This is a genomic window from Nonomuraea sp. NPDC005692, assembly GCF_040631115.1.
GTDB lineage: Bacteria > Actinomycetota > Actinomycetes > Streptosporangiales > Streptosporangiaceae > Nonomuraea.
This window is the reverse complement of record NZ_JBEXYU010000064.1, coordinates 1-17,642: the sequence shown is the minus strand read 5'-3', so window position 1 is coordinate 17,642 and position 17,642 is coordinate 1. Positions and strand designations below refer to the sequence as shown.

Sequence of the window (17,642 nt, the reverse complement as noted above, 5' to 3'; positions counted from 1 at the left end):
CCGGGTCGAGACACCCTCGGAGAAACCCCCCTTGAGCAGATGCGGGATCCCGCACGCGAACTCCACCACCTCCAGCCCGCGCGCCACCTCCCCCAGCGCGTCGGAGTGCACCTTGCCGTGCTCGGCCGAGATCAACCCGGCCAGCTCGTCCCGATGGGCGTCCATCAGCTCACGGAACCGGAACAGCACCTGCGCCCGCTTGACCAGCGAGGCGTCGCGCCAGGCGGGGAAGGCCGCGACGGCCGCGGCGACCGCGGCGTCCACGTCGGCGGCCGAGGCCAGCCGCACGTGGCCGCTGACCTCCCCGGTCGCCGGGTTGAAGATCTCCGCCGTGCGGCTGTCGCCGTCCGCCGGAGCTCCGTTGATCCAGTGCGTGACCGACTTCACTGAGCTGCTGCCTCTGCGTTGATGACTTCGAGTGCGTTGACGATGATCCCCAGGCCCTCGGTGGCCTCCTCCACCGTGAGGGTGAGGGGCGGGGCCATGCGGATGGCGGTGCCGTACAGACCGCCCTTGCCGGCGAGCAGGCCCGCCTTCTTGGTCTCCTCCATGAAGCGGACGGCCTGGGCGGGGCTCTCCAGCTCGACGGCGAACATCAGGCCCTTGCCGCGCACGTCCTTGACGATCGGCAGGCGCTCGGCCGCCTCCCTGAGGCCGCCGATGATGATGTCGCCGGTCCGCGCCGCGTTGGCCTGGAGGTCGTGGTCGAGCACGTAGTCGAGGGTGGCGTTCGCGGCGGCCATGGAGATGGGGTTGCCGCCGAAGGTGGACAGGCCCACGGCGTGCGGGGCGTCCATCAGGTCGCCGCGGGCGACGATGCCGCCGACCGCGAAGCCGTTGCCCAGGCCCTTGGCGAACGTGATCATGTCGGGGGTCACGTCGTGGTTCTGGATGCCGAAGAACGCGCTGCCCGTACGGCCCCAGCCGGTCTGCACCTCGTCCGAGATGAGCAGGATGCCCTGCTCGTCCAGGACCTCCTTGTAGGCGGCGAACAGCCCGTCGGGGGCCATGGTGAAGCCGCCGACGCCCTGGATCGGCTCGGCGATCAGCGCCGCCACGTCGTTGGAGACCGAGGTGGCCAGCACGTGGCGCAGGTCGTCCACGCACGCCTTGATGTAGTCGGCGTCGGACAGGCCCTTGAACTGGGTGAGGTGCCGGTCGGCGCCGTGCAGGAAGTGCACGTTGAGCGGGGAGAGCGAGTTGTTCTTCCACGCCCGGTTGGAGGTGACGCTGACCGCGCCGAAGCTGCGCCCGTGGTAGCTCTGCCGCATGGCGAGCACCTGGTCGGTCTTACGGGCGTAGGTCGCGAGGAGGAGGGCGGTCTCGTTGGCCTCCGTCCCGGAGTTGGTGAAGAACACCTTGGCGTCGGGGATGCCGGAGAGCCGGGCGATCTTCTCGGCGAGCTCGACCTGGCCGCGCAGCAGGTAGACGGTGCTGGTGTGGACCACGCCGGTGGCGAGCTGGCGCTCGACGGCGTCCCGCACCTCGGGCACGTCGTACCCGATCATGTTGGTCAGGATCCCGGCGAAGAAGTCCAGGTAGCTCTTGCCATCGGCGTCGATGACGCGGTTGCCCTTGCCGCTGACGATCTCGATGGGCTCGTTGTAGTTGAGGGCCAGCCAGTTCGGCATCACTGCCCGGTGGCGCGCGAGAAGCTCCGACATGCTACCGAGTATCCCGTCCCCCAGGGCTTCCTGGCAGCGGCAGGCTGTCGGCGGAGGGTCAAATCACCTTACAAACTGTAAGTCCTCCCCCTAGGGGATCACCCGTGCGCCTGGAGGCGTACGCGCCGGCCTCCCGGTACGCCGTCAGAGGCATCACGATTGACCACTGGCGGGCGACGACCCGGCGGGCCCCGCTCGGCCACCATCGGATCATCGACGAACCGAGGAGACCGAGATGACCGTCACCATCGACCTTCGCCCCGAGGCGCCCGCCGGGCCGCCCAAGCTCGACCGCGACCAGCTCCGCCGCGCCCAGCAGGACACCCTGGACACCCCGCGGATGAACTACAGCCTGCTGGCCCGGATGATGTTCAAGCCCGTCGACCTCATGTACGGCCGGAAGGGCTCCTACACGAAGTTCGCCATGCTGGAGATCATCGCGCGGGTGCCGTACCAGGCGTGGGAGCGGATGGGCTACTGGGCCGTCCACCGGCACGCCGGACGGTCGGCCCTGGCCAGGAGGGTCTTCGAGCGCATCGTCGAGGCCCGCGCCGACCAGGACAACGAGCAGTGGCACCTGCTGATCATGCAGGACCTGGTGCAGCGCACCGGGCAGCGGCAGAACTGGCTGCTGCACAAGGCGGCGCCATGGCTGATCGCGTTCTTCTACTACCACGTGTCCTGGGTGCTGTTCGTGGTCCGGCCGGACTGGAGCTACCGGCTCAACGCCGAGTTCGAGGACCACGCCGAGCACGAGTACATGACGTTCGTGGCCGAGAACCCCGACCTGGACTTCGTGCCCGACCCCGGCACGTACGCCGACGAGTACGGCCGCTACCGCTCGGTGGCCGACCTGCTCCGGCAGATCGGCCACGACGAGCGCACGCACAAGCTGGACAGCCTGGAGAGCATGCGTGAGCCCCGCGTCCGCTAGACCTTGGCCGGCTCGGGAGCCGCGACGGGCACGGCCGGGCGCAGCACGACCAGCGCGAGCAGCGCGGCGGCGAGGCTGAACCCGGCCCCGACCCACGACCCGAGGTGCACGGCCACGGTGAAGGCCCGGTCGGCGACCTCGCCGAGCCCGATCTGTTCGGCGACCCCGATCGACTCGCGGGCCGCCGCGGGCGCGTCGAGCGGCATCTCCGCGGTGTAGACGCCGGCCAGCACGCTGCCGAGCACGGCGATGCTCATGGCCAGGCCCACCTGCTGCACGGTGTCGTTGAGCGCGGAGCCGACTCCCGCGTGCTCCAGCGGGATGGCCCCCATCAGCGAGGCGTAGGCGGAGGGACCCGCCAGGCCGGCTCCCGCGCCCATCAGCACCAGCCCGCCCATCAGCGGCAGGTAGCCGGTGGTGAGCGCCATCACCACGAACCCGGCGGCCATGATCACCAGCCCGGCCGAGATCAGCACCCGGTTGGACACCTTCTTGCCCAGCGCCGCGCCGACGCCGTTGAACACGACGGCCGCCACCGCCTGGGGCAGCATGGCCAGGCCCGCCTGGAGCTCGCCGTAGCCGAGCACGAACTGCAGGTACTGGGTCAGCATCAGCATCACGGCGCCCGCGCCGAACGACATCAGCAGGATCGAGAAGGACGCGCCGCTGAAGTTGCGGTTGCGGAACAGCTGCAGCGGCAGCATCGGGTGCTCGGCCCGCCGCTCCCAGATGACGAACGCGGCCAGCGAGACCACCGCCACCGCGATGAGGGCCACGTTCCACTCCCGTTCGATGATCACGTAGACGGCCGAGCTCAGGCCGACGATCGAGAGCACCACGCCCACCGGGTCGATCCGCCGCCCGGCGCTGCGGGTCTCGGGCATCAGCGCGAACGCGGCCACGATGGCCAGCACCGCGATCGGGATGTTGAGCAGGAAGACCGAGCCCCACCAGTAGTGCTCCAGCAGGAAGCCGCCCAGCGTCGGGCCGGCGATCACGCCGAGCATCGCCACGCTTCCCCAGATGGCCATGGCCTTGCGCCGCTCGTCCTCCTCGAAGACGGTCATGAGGATGGAGAGCGTCGAAGGCATCAGGATCGAGCCGCCGACCCCCATCAGGGCCCGCGCGCCGATCACCTGCCAGGGCTCGGAGGCCAGCACGGCCAGCGCCGACGCGCCGCCGAAGAAGGCCAGGCCGATGACGAGGAAGCGGCGGCGGCCGTACCGGTCGGACAGGCTTCCGGCGGTCAGCAGCAGGCCGGCGAAGACCAGCACGTAGGCGTCGAGGATCCACTGGATGTCGGACGGCGTCGCGCCCAGCTCCTCGATCAGGGACGGGATCGCCAGGTTCAGCACGGTTCCGTCCACCGTGAGGACCAGCAGCGAGAGGCAGAGCACGACAAGGACCCACCAGCGACGGGGGTCTCGTACAGCGTTCGAGGTCACTCGCACAGCGTACGACAACTCTCGCACACTGTGCGAGAGCATTTATCCTGGAGGCATGACCGGCAAGCAGTTCACCTCCGTCTGGTTCCGCGAGCCCCGCAAGGCCGCCGCCCCGGGCCGCAGCCGCGAGGAGATCGTCCGGGCCGCGCTGGAGCTGCTCGACCAGGAGGGGATGGCCGGGCTGAGCATGCGCAAGCTCGGCGCGAAGCTGGGCGCCGGCGCCACCAGCCTCTACTGGTACGTCGCCAACAAGGACGAACTGCTCGAACTGGCCTACGACCAGGTCTGGGCCGAGATGACCGTCCCCGACGCCGAGGAGGTGGGCTGGCGCGACGCCGCCTCCGCCATGGCCTACGGCATGCGCGCGGTCATGCTGCGGCACCCGTGGTCGGCCGACCTCCTCGGCCGGGTGCCCGCGCTCGGCCCGCACGCCCTGTCCGCCTCCGACCGGATGCGCAAGGTCTTCAGGGCGGCCGGGTTCCACGGCCTCGACGTCGACTACGCCGTGGCCGCCGTCACCGCCTTCGTCTACGGCATGACCTTGCCCGAGATCGCCTGGGACGCCACCGCGAACGACTCCGACTACGACGCCGACGAGATGCGCGGCATGGTCGCCAAGGCCGCGGCCGACTTCCCCGACATGCTGGAGAGCCTGGCCATGGAGGCGTACCAGGATCCGCAGGTCGTCCGGGCCACGGCGTTCGACTTCGGGCTCGTGTCGGTGCTCGACGGCCTTGAGCGGCGGCTGGCGACGTAGCAGGATCCGGGGCATGAGCGATTTCCGCGCCGCCCGCGATCTTCTCCTGAGCGCCGACTACCCCACCGCCCGACGCGACTTCCGCTGGCCGCGGGCCGAGCGGTTCAACTGGGCGCTCGACTGGTTCGACGGCGTGCTGGCCGCCGAGACCCCGCAGGCCGCGGCCCTGACCATCGTGAACCCCGGCAGCCGGATCTCCCACACCTTCGCCGAGTTGTCGGCCCGCTCCAACCAGGTCGCCAACTGGCTGCACGAGCAGGGCGTGCGCCGGGGCGACCGCGTGCTGCTCATGCTGGGCAACCAGACCGAGCTGTGGGAGTCGCTGCTGGCGGCCATGAAGCTCGGGGCGGTGGTCATCCCGGCCACGACCCTGCTGACGGCCAAGGACATCGGCGAACGCCTCGACCGCGGCCAGGTCGCCCACGTGATCGCCAACGCCGCCGACGCGGGCAAGTTCGGCGCCGGCGAGTTCACCAGGATCGCGGTCGGCGACGCGTACGGGTGGCTGCCGTACCACGAGGCGTACGACGCCGACGAACGTTTCACCCCCGACGCCCCCACCCTGGCCGGCGACCCCCTGCTGCTCTACTTCACCTCCGGCACGACCTCCCGCCCCAAGCTGGTCGAGCACACCCACGCCTCCTACCCGGCCGGCCACCTGTCCACGATGTTCTGGATCGGCCTGCGCCCCGGCGACGTGCACCTCAACGTCTCCTCCCCCGGCTGGGCCAAGCACGCCTGGAGCAACGTCTTCGCCCCCTGGAACGCCGGGGCGACCGTGCTCATCCACAACTACGAGCGCTTCGCCGCCCGCGCGCTGCTGGAGGTGCTGCGCGACGAGCGGGTCACCACGTTCTGCGCGCCCCCGACGGTGTGGCGGATGCTCATCCAGGAGGACCTGACGGCCTGGAAGCTGCCGTTGCGCACCGCCGTGGCCGCGGGCGAGCCGCTCAACCCCGAGATCATCGACCAGGTCGCCAAGGCGTGGGGCATCACCATCCGCGACGGCTACGGCCAGACCGAGACCACCGCCCAGATCGGCAACGTACCGGACGAGCCGGTCAAGCCCGGATCGATGGGACGCCCGCTGCCCGGCTACGACATCGTGCTCATCGACCCCATCTCCGGCGAGCCCGGCGACGACGGCGAGATCTGCCTGCCGCTCGACCCCCGCCCCCTGGGCCTGATGGCCGGGTACGTCGGCGGCTCCGCCGAGGCCATGCGCGACGGTTTCTACCACACCGGCGACGTCGCCACCCGCGACCAGGACGGCTACATCACCTACGTCGGCCGGACCGACGACGTCTTCAAAGCCTCCGACTACCGCATCTCGCCGTTCGAGCTGGAGAGCGTGCTGCTGGAGCACCCCGCGGTGGCCGAGGCCGCCGTCGTGCCCGCCCCCGACCCGGTGCGCCTGGCCGTGCCGAAGGCGTACGTGATGCTGGCCCCCGGGTTCGAGCCCGGCGCCGAGACCGCGCGGTCGATCTTCGAGCACTGCCGCCGGGAGCTGGCGCCGTACAAGCGGGTGCGCCGGCTGGAGTTCGCCGAGCTGCCCAAGACGATCTCGGGCAAGATCCGGCGGGTGGAGCTGCGGGTGCGCGAACCCCAAGGTGAGTACCGCGAGGAGGAGTTCAATCTGTGACAGTGTGTATATGGTTGTATGACCGTTCTTACAGGTTGATCGGCTAGGCTCGCCCCGTGCTACCCACCATCGCCGACGTCCTCGCCCTGGAGACCGTGCGCCGGGGTGGCCCGCGCGTGGTCGCGGGCGCCGACCGGCTCGACACCAAGGTGCGGTGGGTGCACGTCGGCGAGATCGCCGACATCGCCCACCTGCTGCGCGGCGGCGAGCTGGTGCTCACCACGGGCGTCGCGCTGCCCGACGACCCCGAGAAGCTCGCCGACTACGTCGGCGAGCTCGCCTCCGTGGGGGCCTCCGGGCTGATCGTTGAGCTGGGCCGCAGGTTCCTGCGCGAGTTGCCGCGGGCGGTGGTCAAGTCCGCCGAGGAGCACGGCCTGCCGGTCATCGTGCTGGCCCGCGAGACGCCGTTCGTGCAGATCACCGAGTCCGTGCACGCCCGGATCATCGACATCCAGCTCGAGGAGCTGCGCGCCTCCGAGCAGCTGCACGAGGTGTTCACCGAGCTGTCGGTCGAGGGCGCCTCGCCCGCCGAGGTGCTGACCCAGGCCGCCCGGCTGTCCGGCCGCCCGGTGCTGCTGGAGAACCTCGCCCACCAGGTGCTGGCCTGCGAGTCCGCGGGCCGCGACGCCGGCGCGCTGCTGGCCGGGTGGGAGAGCAGGTCGCGGGGGGTGGCCCCGGCCGAGCGCACGGCCTACGACCCCGCCTCCGGCTGGCTGGTCACCACCGTCGGCGCGCGCGGCCAGGACTGGGGCCGGCTGATCCTGATCTGCGAGACGCCGCCGACGCCGCGCGAGATGGTGCTGGCCGAACGCGCCGCCACCACGCTGGCCCTCGGCCGCCTGCTCGAACGCCACCAGGAGTCCCTGGAACGCCAGGCCCACGGCACGATCATCACCGGCATCCTGACCCACGCCTACGCCGACCCCGACGAGGCCGCCGCTCGCGCCCGCGCCGTCGGCGTGCCGCTGACCGGCCGCAAGCTGATCAGCGTCGTCATCAGGCCGACCGAGCCCGTCGACCAGGCGCTCGACGGCCAGGCACAGCTCGGCGAGCTGGCCGAGGCCACCGCCGCCGCCTGCCGCGACGCCCGTCTGCCCGCCCTGGTGGGCGCGCTCGACCAGGAACGGGTCGGCGTCCTGCTGCCGCTCCCGCCGCGTACCGGCGCCGAGCCCGCGCTGACCGCGCTCGCCGAGCGGCTGCGCATGCTGTGGCGGCCCGGCTCGGCGTTCGTCCTGGCCGCGGGGTCGGTGGTGGAGTCCATCCGCGACGTACGGCGCAGCTTCCTCGAAGCCGAGCAGGTCGCCGACGTGGCCGTGCGCCAGCCGGACGGCCGCGTCTTCTACCGCCTGCCCGACCTGCGCCTGCGCGGCCTGCTCCACCTGCTGCGCGACGACGCGCGACTGCAGACGTTCGCCGAGCGCGAGCTGGGCCCGCTGCTGGCGCACGACGCCCAGCGCGGCGGCGACCTCACCCGAATCCTGCGCACCTACCTCGACGCGGGCCGCAACAAGGCGGTGGCCGCCCAGAAGGCCCACCTGTCCAGGCCCGCCTTCTACGACCGCCTGCGCCGCCTCGAACGCATCCTCGACACCGACCTCGACGACGTCGAGTCATGCCTGTCACTGCACGTCGCGCTGCTGGCGCTGGAGTCGTTCCGCAGGGAGAACCGTTGAGAGCTCGTGATCATGGCATCGTCATCGGCGCCGGCGTCCCCGGTCCGCTGAACGCGATCACCGACGTGCCCGGCGTCCTCGTCGGCCACACCACGCTGACCGAGGGCACCGCCCGTACGGGGGTCACCGTCGTCCGCCCCGGCCCCGGCTCGGCCTACGACTCCCCCGTGTACGCCGGCTACCACTGGCTCAACGGCAACGGCGAGATGACCGGCCTGCCCTACCTGGACGACTTCGGCCTGCTGCACTCGCCGATCGGGCTCACCAACACCTTCTCCGTCGGCGTGGTGCGCGACGCGCTGGTCTCCCTGGAGATCGGCGGCCGAGGCCGGAGCGCGTGGTCGCTGCCGGTGGTCGCCGAGACCTGGGACGGCCGGCTCAACGACATCGACGCCCGGCACGTCCGCCAGGAGCACGTCGAACGGGCCTACCACGGCGCCTCGGCGGGCCCGGTGCCCGAGGGTTCGGTCGGCGGCGGCACCGGCATGATGTGCCACGGCTTCAAGGGCGGCATCGGCACCGCGTCCCGCGTGACCGGCGACTACACGGTCGGCGTGCTCGTCCAGGCCAACCACGGCAGGCGCGACCGGCTGACCGTCAACGGCCGCCCGATCGTCATGGACGACGTGCCCCGCCCGGGGCTGCCCGACGGCTCCGAGGGCGCGGGATCGATCATCGCCGTAATCGCCACGGACGCGCCGCTCCTGCCCCACCAGTGCCGCAAGCTCGCCCAGCGCGCCGGTCTCGGCGTGGCCAGGACGGGCGGCGCCGGCGAGAGCGGCAGCGGCGACGGCTTCGTCTGCTTCGCCACCGGCAACCGCGGCCTGCCCTCCAACGCCCTCGACGACCGCGGCTCCGGCGTGTTCGAGGTGCGGGTGCTGGCCGACGCCCGCCTCGACCCGCTCTTCCACGCCGCGATCGAGGCCACGGAGGAGGCCATCGTCAACGCGCTGGTCGCCGCCGATACGATGACCGGCGCGAACGGCTTCACCGCCTACGCACTCGACGGCGCCCGCCTCGCCGACCTGGTGAAATGAGCAACATGTCTGATGTCCTGATGCCCGACCTCGAAGACCTCGGCCGCATGATCGCGACCGCCGGCGCGTTCGCCGTGCCCGTGCACGACGTGCGGCTGACCCCCGACGAGCTCGATCCCGAGCAGATCGTCGCCGGCGACCCGGCCACGTCGTCGCTGGAGCTCGGCGACGGCAGGGGCATCTGGGAGATCACCCCCGGCGTCGTCACCGACGTCGAGACCGACGAGATCTTCGTGGTGCTGTCCGGCCGCGCCACGATCGCCGTCGAGGGCGGCACCACGATCGAGGTCGGCCCCGGCGACGTGTGCCTGCTGGCCGAGGGCGCGCGGACGACGTGGATCGTGCACGAGACGCTGCGCAAGGTGTACCAGTCCCGGCAGTCCGGGCAGCCCCGCTAGAACCCCATCGCCGCACGCACCTCCGCCAGCGTGCGAACCGCCCGCTCCCGGGCCCGCTCGTTGCCCTGCGCCAGCACCTGACGGACGTCGGCCTCGGTGTGCTCGCGCCGCCGCCGTCTGATCGGGCGCAGGAACTCGTTGACCGCCTCGGTGGTCAGCGCCTTGAGCGCGGCGGCCCCGCCGTCGCCGATCTCCGCGGCTATCTCCCGGGGCGGGCGGCCGAGGCAGAGCCCGGCCAGCGTGAGCAGGTTCGCGACGCCGGGCCTGTGCACCTCGTCGAAGGTGATCAGGCGGTCGGAGTCGGTGCGGGCCTTGCGGATGAGGGCCGCGGTCTCGTCCTCGGTGGCCGCCAGGGCGATGGCGTTGCCGCGGCTCTTGCTCATCTTGCCGCCGTCCAGGCCCATGAGCAGCGGACGCTCGCCCAACATGGCCTCGGGCAGCGGGAACACCTCGCCGTACCGCTCGTTGAAGCGCCGCGCGACCAGCCGCGCCACCTCCACGTGCGGAAGCTGGTCACGGCCCACGGGCACCAGCGTGCCCTTGCAGAACAGGATGTCGGCGGCCTGGTGCACCGGATAGGTGAACAGCAGGCCGCTGACCGCGCGCCGGGCGCTGTGCGCGATCTCGTCCTTCACCGTCGGGTTGCGGCTCAGCTCCGCCACCGACACCAGGCTCAGGAACGGCAGCAGGAGCTGGTTCAGCTCCGGGATCGCGCTGTGCTGGAAGATCGTGACCTTGCCCGGGTCGAGGCCGACGGCCAGGTAGTCGAGGAGCACCTCGGTGATGTTGCGCTGGATCTCGCCGGGCAGGTCGCGGTCGGTGATCACCTGGTAGTCGGCGATCAGCACGTACGTCCGGTAACGGTCCTGCAGTTCCACCCGGTTGGCGAGGGTGCCGAAATAGTGGCCCAGATGCAGGCGTCCGGTCGGACGGTCGCCGGTCAGGACGACGTCGTTCACGATGGGTCTCTCCTTCAGGTGTGCCGCCTGAGGGGAGCCCGCACGCTCGGAAAGGGGCCGCCACCAGGACGGCCCAGCATGGGAAATCAGCGGCCGTCTGCCGGCCGCCACCACATGCTGATACGGGTCATAGCTCAATGTTATCTGGGCTGGGTGTCAATCTCGTAACCTCTTGAGCAGTTTGGCGCGTTCGGCTGACTCCGCGACCTTGATCTCGTCAGGATGGTTCGGTCCCTTTTCCGCCCTCTGGAGAGTTCATGTCTCGACGCACCATCGCCGGCGGCCTGGCCATAGCCGCCACGATCACCGTCACCACGCTGCCCGCCTCGGCGGCGCAGCTCGCGGTGAAGTTCCCGTCGGCCGGTTTCCCGCTGGGCTCCCGGCCTGCCGCCACCAAGACGCTGACCGCCGTGACGCAGGGCATCGACCTGTACGACGTGAAGGCGGGCAGCTCCACCGACGGCTACACGGTGACCGTGCTCATGCCGAGCGGCCGCGACTACGGCGCGCTGGAGACCGCCCAGGCCAAGGTCGCCGAGGTCGAGGCGGCCGGGGAGGCGCCGAGCCTGCAGAAGGTGATCCGGCCGAGCGTGGCCGACGCGCCCTCCCAGACCGTCTACATGGTCCGCGTGGGCCTGTGGTCCTTCAAGGACAAGGCGAAGGCCGACGAGACCGCCAAGGCGCTCAAGGAAGCCGGGCTGAAGGTCAAGGTCGACTACCTCGGCGACGACGGCCTGAAGACCACCGGCCCCTGGGACGCCAAGGTCGTCATGATCGACTCCCGGACGTTCCGCGGCTCCTACGCCGCCTCCCTCGGCACCAGCGTCGCCGCACGCGAGACGGTCTCCTCGATGGCCAAGGCGCGCAACGCGGTGGTCGGCGTCAACGGCGGCTTCTTCAACATCCACACCGCCAAGAACCTGCGCGGCGAGCCCGTCGGCGCCTCCGTGGTCGCCGGCCGGCTGCTCAGCGAGGCCGTGCCGGGCCGCTCCGCCGTGGTGCTCCAGGGCCGCAGCGTCCGCATCACCGAGCTGAAGACCGCCGTCACCGCCATCTCCCAGGACGGCGACAAGCTCGCCGTCAACGGCGTCAACCGCGCCGCCGCCACGGACGAGGCCGTGCTCTACACCGAGGAGTACGGCGCCAAGACCCCGACCGGCGGCACCGACGTCGTCCTCGACGCCAACGGCAAGGCGGTCACCGTACGCGCGAGCGGCGCCGCCGTGGCCAAGGGCGCCCGGGTGCTGCACGGCCAGGGCAGCGCCGCCGAATGGCTCGACGAGCACGCCTGGGAGGGCTGGACGGTCAAGATCGACACGAAGGTCACCGACCTGCGCACCCGCAAGGCGCTCAAGCTGACCCCCGACCTGAACGTCATCGCCGGCGGCGTCGGCCTGGTGCGCAACGGCCATGTGAAGATCACCGCCAAGCGCGACGGCCACGACTCCGTGAACATGATCCTGCGCCGCCACCCGCGCACCCTGCTCGGCGTCACCAGGAACGGCAGCCTCATCCTGGCCACCATCGACGGCCGCCAGCCCGGCGTGACCATCGGCGCCAACTTCCACGAGGCCGCCCAGTTCATGCGCTGGCTCGGCGCGGTCCAGGCCATCAACCTGGACGGCGGCGGCTCGACCGCGATGGTGGTGTCGAACAAGCTGGTCAACCGGCCATCGGACGGCGTGGAGCGCGGCGTCGGCGACGCCCTCCTCGTCCTTCCCCAGTAGCCGCCGGGGCGCGAGGGGCAGGCTCGCCCCCTCCGCCCCGGCTCCCCACCCCACCAAGCACCCCCCACCGCCCCGGCTCTCCCTCCGCCGGGCCCCACCCCTCTGCTCCCACAAGGGGGCGCGGGGCGCGTCTTCTGGCCGGCCTTCATGGGTGGGCGTGGGTTGTCCAGTGGGCGAGTTGTTCCCTGGTGGTCACCGTGGCCGGATGCCCGGCCCCCAGCACGCGAGCCCGGACCGGCAGCAGCGCCGCGCAGAGATCGCGGGCCCCCGCCGCGTCCCCCGCCATCCCCGTCCAGTACGCGAGGTTGGCCCTGGCGGTCAGGGTGTCCGGATGCTCGGCCCCCTGCACCCGCTCCCGTACCGGCACCAAAGCCGCGTACTGATCACGCGCCGCAGCCGCCTCCCCCAGCTCCCCCGTCCACCGCGCCAGCTCGTGCCGGATCGTCAACGTGTCCGGATGGTCGGGCCCGAGAATGCGCTCCCGGACGGGAAGCAGCGCCGCGTACAGGTCACGGGCGGCCGCCGCGTCCCCCGCCTTCCCCGTCCACTGGGCCAGGCTGGCCCTGGCGGTGAGCGTGTCCGGATGCTCGGGCCCCTGCACCCGCTCCCGTACCGGCACCAAAGCCGCGTACTGATCACGCGCCGCAGCCGCCTCCCCCAACTCCCCCGTCCACCGCGCCAGCTCGTGCCGGACGGTCAACGTGTCCGGATGATGCGGCCCCGACACCCGCTCCCGTACCAGGAGCAACGCCGCGTACTGGTCACGGGCGGCCAGCGCGTCCCCCAGCTCACCGGTCCACCGGGCCAGCTCGTGCCAGTTGATCAGCGTCGAGGGATGCTCGGGCCCCTGCACCCGTTCCCGCACCGGCAGCAGCGCCGCGTACTGGTCGCGGGCCGCGGCCGCGTCCCCCGCCTGCCCGGTCCACTGGGCCAGGTTCGCCTGCGTGGTCAGGGTGTCCGGATGCTCGGGCCCCGACACCCACTGCCGGACGGGCAGCAAAGCCGCGTACTGGTCGCGGGCGGCCACCGGATCGCCCGCCCGTCCCGTCCACTGGGCCAGGTTGTGCCGGGTCGTCAGGGTGTGCGGGTGTTCGGGACCGAGCACCCGATCGTAGACGGGAAGCAGCTCCAGGTACTGGTCACGCGCCCCCGCCGGGTCGCCCGCCTCGCCCGTCCATAGCGCCAGCTCGTGCCGGGCCGTCAGCGTGGCGACCTCCTCCGGGCCGAGCGCCGCCGCGAGCGCGTCGGCGATCTCCTGGAACAACGACCTCGCCGTACGGTAGTCGCCGCTGGCCCCCAGATACTGGGCCGTCTTGTCCATTCCGGGCGAGGTCGGCCCGAGCACCGTCCGGATGTGCGGCAGCAGCCTGGCGTACCGCGCCCACCGCGCCTTCTGCCCCGGATTATCGGGCAGCACGGCTTCCACCAGCACCGCCGCCACCTCCCGCCACCGGCGCTGCGCGCGCAGCGGAAGCTGGTCGAGCGTGACGGCCTGCACCAGCCGGTGCACCGTGACCGTCCCGTCCACGGGCGGACCGATCAGGCTGTGCCCCCGCAACGCGCTCAGCGCCGCGTTGATCCTCAGCGTGTCCCGCGGCAGTGCCCGCATCATCAGCAACACACTCGGATGCACGTCACGCAGCACGCGCGTGCGCGGCCCGGGGATCCGCCCGTAGGCCCGCCGCCGTTGCACGTCCGCCCGGAACAGCTCCCGCGGCGCCCACCGCGTCAGCGGCGAGAGCAGCAGATGGTACGGAATCGCCTCGTGCGCGTAGCAGGACAGCAGCCGCAGCAGCGCGATGGCCTGCGGACTCGTCCTGGCCAGCCGCCGGAACGCGAACTGCCACGTGGAGGCCACCCGCTCGCGATACCCCCATGCCTGCCCCTGTGCCAGCAACTCGGCACGCTGGTGATGCAGCAGATCCAGGTACTCCGACAGCTCCAGCCCGGTCTCCGACATGTAGGCCGCGGCCTGCTCCAGCGCCAGCGGCAACGCCCCGAGCTCCGCCACCACGGCCGCCGCCGCCACGGAGTCGTCCTGCCCCGTGCTCGCCAGCATCAGCAGCGCCGCCGACTCCAGGTCGAGCACCGGCAGCTCCAGCCCGCGATCCCGCGGCCAGCTCCCGGACCGGCTCGTGATCAGCACGTGCCCCGGCCCCGCCGGCGGCAACACCGCCCGCACCGCCTCGGCCTCCGGCACGTTGTCGAAGATCAACAACCACGGTTCGGTACGCGCCGCCAGCGCGGCGTGCACCTGGTCGACCGGGTCCGCCGCGTCCGCGCCCAGCTCCCGTAATCCCATGAGAGCCGCCAACCGGGCGAATGCCGCCGACAACACCGCAGGTTCGGCCGCCGGCAACTGCCAGACGAGCTCGTAGTCGTGCTGGTGGCGATAGGCGTACTCCAGCGCGAGGCTGGTCTTGCCCACGCCGCCGAGCCCGTGCACGGCCACCACCGCCGGCCGCACCTCGCTCGCCAGCAGCCGCTCCCGCAGCTCCGCCACGGCCTCGTCCCGCCCGACGAGCTGCGGCGGCCGCGGCGCCAGCTGCACGGGCCGCGTCGCCACCTGGGGCCGCGACGGCAGATGCACGTCCCCGATGACCTCGACATGCCCCCCGGTCACCGCCGTGGACCTGTCCCCGGTCATGGCCAGCCCGGACTCCTGCCGCCCGACCACGATCGACCGCTGCCCCTCGGCCCTCCCCACCGCCCCACCAGCAGCCCCACCGACCGCTCCACCGGCGGCGCCGCCGTGACCATCTCCATCAGCTCCAACGCCGCCAGGCCCACCACCGGGTCCACCCGCACCGGCCCCAGCGGCGTCCGTACCGACAACGCCCTGACCAGCTCCAACGGGCCCCGAGCCACCAGAACCGGCACCAGCCCGCCCGGCCTCCTCGCCCCCCGGACCACTTTCGCCGCCACCGGTGGGCGCCATGACCGCCCGAAGCTGCGCCCACAACCCGACCCCGGCGATGAACAACCCCGCGACACCCACGAACATGCTGACGACGCTGGCCCGCTTGTCCAGCATGTCCAGCTGTAACGGCTCGGCGAAGAACCCCACGACCCCCGCGGCCACCAACCCGACGGAGATCGACGCGAACGTCCACGCCAGCAGCCGACGGCTACGACGCGCTGACTGCTTGGAAGGGGGAGAAGCGGTCACGTTAATAGAGTTACCCGATTACGGTGGGTATCCCAGCGAGATTGTCAGGACCATGAACAACCCCTGACCTTGCCCAACCGCCATCCCGGCGTACAACATCCCCGATCGCCAGGCCACGCTCGCGCCGCCACTCAGCCCCAACGACCCGGCACCACCTTCCTTGCCACCCATCCGCTCCGCGTCCGGCCCGGCTTCACCCGGCCGGACGGCGGACGAGACACCCAGCTCGCCCATCAGGGCCGCCGCGCGGCCGACTCTCTGGCGAATCTCAGCCCTGCGACCTCATCGCGGCGGCTCGACGAGATGATGAAGGATCCGCTGCCGCATCGACCGGCGTTCCAACGCCCGCCGCACCTCCTCCACCACGGCCGTCATCGCATACGGGAGCTCGCCGTCCAGCTCGGCGACCGTCTCGTGGGTGGCACGCCACTCCGCCTCCAGGAACGGCACCAGCGACCGACCGCGCTCGGTCAGGTCGATCCGGCGGGTGCGGGCGTCGGGCCCCGGCTCCGAGGTGACGAGCCCCTCCTTGCGCATGGCCGCGACGGTCTGGCTGATCGCAGAGTGCGAACGGTTCAGGGACTTTGCGAGCTCGCGAATGGTCAGCGGCCCTGCGTGGGCGAGCCGGATGAGCGGATAGGCGAACCGCGTGCGCACGCCGTCGAGGCCGCGCTCCAGGTAGACCTGTTCGATCTCAGCGTCCATGGCCGCCAGGAGCTCGTGCAGGGAGTGCCAGGGGTCGGGTATCGCCGTGGGGTCCGAAGATGTCACAGTGCTAATATAACAGCGCTTGCATAATCGCGGCCCATCAGCCTGCGCCGTACCCCGGCGTACCCGCCGCGCCCGGCACACCCCAATCCTCCAACGGTAGGAGCCCCCTTGTATCCCTCGATCGAACCGTACGAGCACGGCATGCTCGATGTCGGCGACGGCAACCTCATCTACTGGGAGGTCTGCGGCAACCCGGACGGCAAGCCCGCGGTCGTCGTGCACGGCGGGCCAGGATCGGGCTGCTCGACCGGCTCCCGCCGCAGATTCGACCCCCAACGTTTCCGCATCGTCCTGTTCGACCAGCGCAACTGCGGCCGCAGCCGCCCGCACGCCGCCGATCCGGCCACCGACCTGTCGGCGAACACCACCCACTACCTGATCGCCGACATGGAACTGCTGCGCGAGCACCTCGGCATCGACCGCTGGCTGCTGTACGGCGGATCGTGGGGCTCGACACTGATCCTGGCCTACGCCGAGGCCCACCCCGAACGGGTCTCGGAGATCGTCATCCCCGCGGTCACGATGACCCGCCGCTCCGAGACCGACTGGCTCTACCGGGGCGTCGGCAGGTTCTTCCCGGAGGCGCACGAACGGTTCGTGCAGGGCGTGCCCGAGGCCGACAGCGACGGGGACGTGTTCAAGATGCTGGCGGCGTACTCGCGACTGTTGTCCGACCCCGACCCGAAGGTACGCGAGAAGGCCGCCCACGACTGGGTCTCCTGGGAGGACGCGGTGATCTCCCAGGAGGCCAACGGCACACCCAACGCCTACAGCAACCGGCCGGACGACACCATCATGGCCATGACCCGCATCTGCGCCCACTACTTCGCCAACGCCGCCTGGCTGGAAGAGGACGTACTGCTACGCAACGCGCACAGGCTGGCCGGCATCCCCGGCGCCCTGATCCACGGCCGCCTGGACCTAGGCAGCCCTCTCCAGACAGCCTGGGACCTGACCAAGGTCTGGCCCGACGCCGAACTGCATGTAGTGGCCGACTCCGGACACACCGGCAGCGAAACCCTCAACAAGGTCCTGAACGAGGCCATCGAGACCTTCTCGCCACCCAAACAGAGCTGACCCCCCGCCTCACAATCACCTCATGGGCTGGAGTGAGCCGCAGGCAAATCCCCTCCAGCACGGAGTGCGCTCATGACGAGGGGTGTCGACGATCGGTTCGCGAAAACAGACCCCAACACTCCTCTCTTCGCACTGCACGTCAACGACCGGCTCAGCCGCCGGCCGGGGCCAGGGACGCAAGCCAGAGCGGAACCCCGATGGCCCCCACGAGCCCTGAAATACTCCGGACATGCAGAAAGGGCCCCGACCGAAGCCGAAACCCCAACCCGGAACCCTCCCCCGGAACGCGAAGAGGCCCCACACGAACCGTGTGGGGCCTCTTCGAAAGATTGTCCGGCGGTGACCTACTCTCCCACACCCTCCCGAGTGCAGTACCATCGGCGCAGAGA

The 17,642-nt window shown here is 71.2% G+C and carries 15 protein-coding genes; 8 read left to right on the top strand and 7 right to left on the bottom strand.

Annotated features, from left to right (window positions below; translation table 11 throughout):
- Both ABZ459_RS52095 and ABZ459_RS52090 read right to left on the bottom strand, forming a co-directional pair.
- On the bottom strand, positions 1-387 hold a 387-nt coding region (locus tag ABZ459_RS52095; RefSeq protein WP_357988859.1), incomplete at its 3' end, for an aldehyde dehydrogenase family protein.
- The gene (locus ABZ459_RS52090) at positions 384-1,664 is read right to left on the bottom strand and encodes an aspartate aminotransferase family protein (RefSeq protein WP_357988856.1); all 1,281 of its coding nucleotides are present in this window, start codon (positions 1,662-1,664) and stop codon (positions 384-386) included. The genes ABZ459_RS52095 and ABZ459_RS52090, both read right to left, overlap by 4 nt.
- 235 nt (positions 1,665-1,899) lie before the next feature.
- Between ABZ459_RS52090 and ABZ459_RS52085 the strand changes: the two genes are divergently transcribed.
- Entirely contained in the window at positions 1,900-2,598 is a 699-nt protein-coding gene (locus tag ABZ459_RS52085) for an alternative oxidase (RefSeq protein ID WP_357988853.1), read from the top strand.
- Here the strand turns inward: ABZ459_RS52085 and ABZ459_RS52080 are convergent.
- The gene (locus ABZ459_RS52080) at positions 2,595-4,043 is read right to left on the bottom strand and encodes an MFS transporter (protein WP_357988850.1); all 1,449 of its coding nucleotides are present in this window, start codon (positions 4,041-4,043) and stop codon (positions 2,595-2,597) included. The two genes, ABZ459_RS52085 and ABZ459_RS52080, sit on opposite strands and share 4 nt — an antisense overlap.
- Positions 4,044-4,098: 55 nt before the next feature.
- Between ABZ459_RS52080 and ABZ459_RS52075 the strand changes: the two genes are divergently transcribed.
- Genes ABZ459_RS52075 through ABZ459_RS52055 form a run of 5 tightly spaced genes read left to right on the top strand, consistent with a single transcriptional unit; the run spans position 4,099 to position 9,550 of the window.
- Entirely contained in the window at positions 4,099-4,800 is a 702-nt protein-coding gene (locus ABZ459_RS52075; protein WP_357988847.1) for a TetR/AcrR family transcriptional regulator C-terminal domain-containing protein, read from the top strand.
- A 13-nt stretch (positions 4,801-4,813) separates the two neighbouring features.
- Complete coding sequence (locus ABZ459_RS52070) at positions 4,814-6,442, top strand: AMP-binding protein (protein ID WP_357988844.1); 1,629 nt, start codon at positions 4,814-4,816, stop codon at positions 6,440-6,442.
- Positions 6,443-6,498: 56 nt separating this feature from the next.
- Positions 6,499-8,115 (top strand): PucR family transcriptional regulator ligand-binding domain-containing protein, encoded by a 1,617-nt coding sequence (locus ABZ459_RS52065; protein WP_357988841.1) that lies wholly within the window; start codon positions 6,499-6,501, stop codon positions 8,113-8,115.
- On the top strand, positions 8,112-9,152 hold the full coding sequence (locus tag ABZ459_RS52060) for a P1 family peptidase (protein WP_357988838.1): 1,041 nt from the start codon (positions 8,112-8,114) through the stop codon (positions 9,150-9,152). Before ABZ459_RS52065 ends, ABZ459_RS52060 begins: the two co-directional genes overlap by 4 nt.
- 5 nt (positions 9,153-9,157) lie before the next feature.
- On the top strand, positions 9,158-9,550 hold the full coding sequence (locus ABZ459_RS52055; protein ID WP_352319347.1) for a cupin domain-containing protein: 393 nt from the start codon (positions 9,158-9,160) through the stop codon (positions 9,548-9,550).
- Here the strand turns inward: ABZ459_RS52055 and trpS are convergent.
- Positions 9,547-10,509 (bottom strand): tryptophan--tRNA ligase, encoded by a 963-nt coding sequence (trpS, locus tag ABZ459_RS52050; RefSeq protein ID WP_357988834.1) that lies wholly within the window; start codon positions 10,507-10,509, stop codon positions 9,547-9,549. The two genes, ABZ459_RS52055 and trpS, sit on opposite strands and share 4 nt — an antisense overlap.
- Positions 10,510-10,766: 257 nt before the next feature.
- On the opposite strand from trpS, the gene ABZ459_RS52045 reads away from it, so the two are divergent.
- Entirely contained in the window at positions 10,767-12,236 is a 1,470-nt protein-coding gene (locus ABZ459_RS52045) for a phosphodiester glycosidase family protein (RefSeq protein ID WP_357988831.1), read from the top strand.
- 145 nt (positions 12,237-12,381) lie between these two features.
- Here ABZ459_RS52045 and fxsT read toward each other — a convergent pair whose 3' ends face one another.
- The 3 genes from fxsT to ABZ459_RS52030 form a co-directional block, all read right to left on the bottom strand.
- Entirely contained in the window at positions 12,382-14,943 is a 2,562-nt protein-coding gene (gene fxsT, locus ABZ459_RS52040) for an FxSxx-COOH system tetratricopeptide repeat protein (protein ID WP_357988828.1), read from the bottom strand.
- Positions 14,880-15,116 carry a hypothetical protein gene (locus tag ABZ459_RS52035; protein WP_357988825.1) on the bottom strand — a complete coding sequence of 79 codons (237 nt, stop codon included), beginning with the start codon at positions 15,114-15,116 and terminating at the stop codon, positions 14,880-14,882. Before ABZ459_RS52035 ends, fxsT begins: the two co-directional genes overlap by 64 nt.
- A 571-nt stretch (positions 15,117-15,687) precedes the next feature.
- Positions 15,688-16,176 carry a MarR family transcriptional regulator gene (locus ABZ459_RS52030; protein WP_357988822.1) on the bottom strand — a complete coding sequence of 163 codons (489 nt, stop codon included), beginning with the start codon at positions 16,174-16,176 and terminating at the stop codon, positions 15,688-15,690.
- Between the two features lie 108 nt (positions 16,177-16,284).
- Here ABZ459_RS52030 and pip point away from each other — a divergent pair, with 108 nt between their 5' ends.
- Positions 16,285-17,253: a prolyl aminopeptidase gene (gene pip, locus ABZ459_RS52025; protein ID WP_357988819.1), complete on the top strand. Its 969-nt coding sequence runs from the start codon at positions 16,285-16,287 to the stop codon at positions 17,251-17,253.
- Positions 17,254-17,642 lie beyond the last annotated feature (389 nt).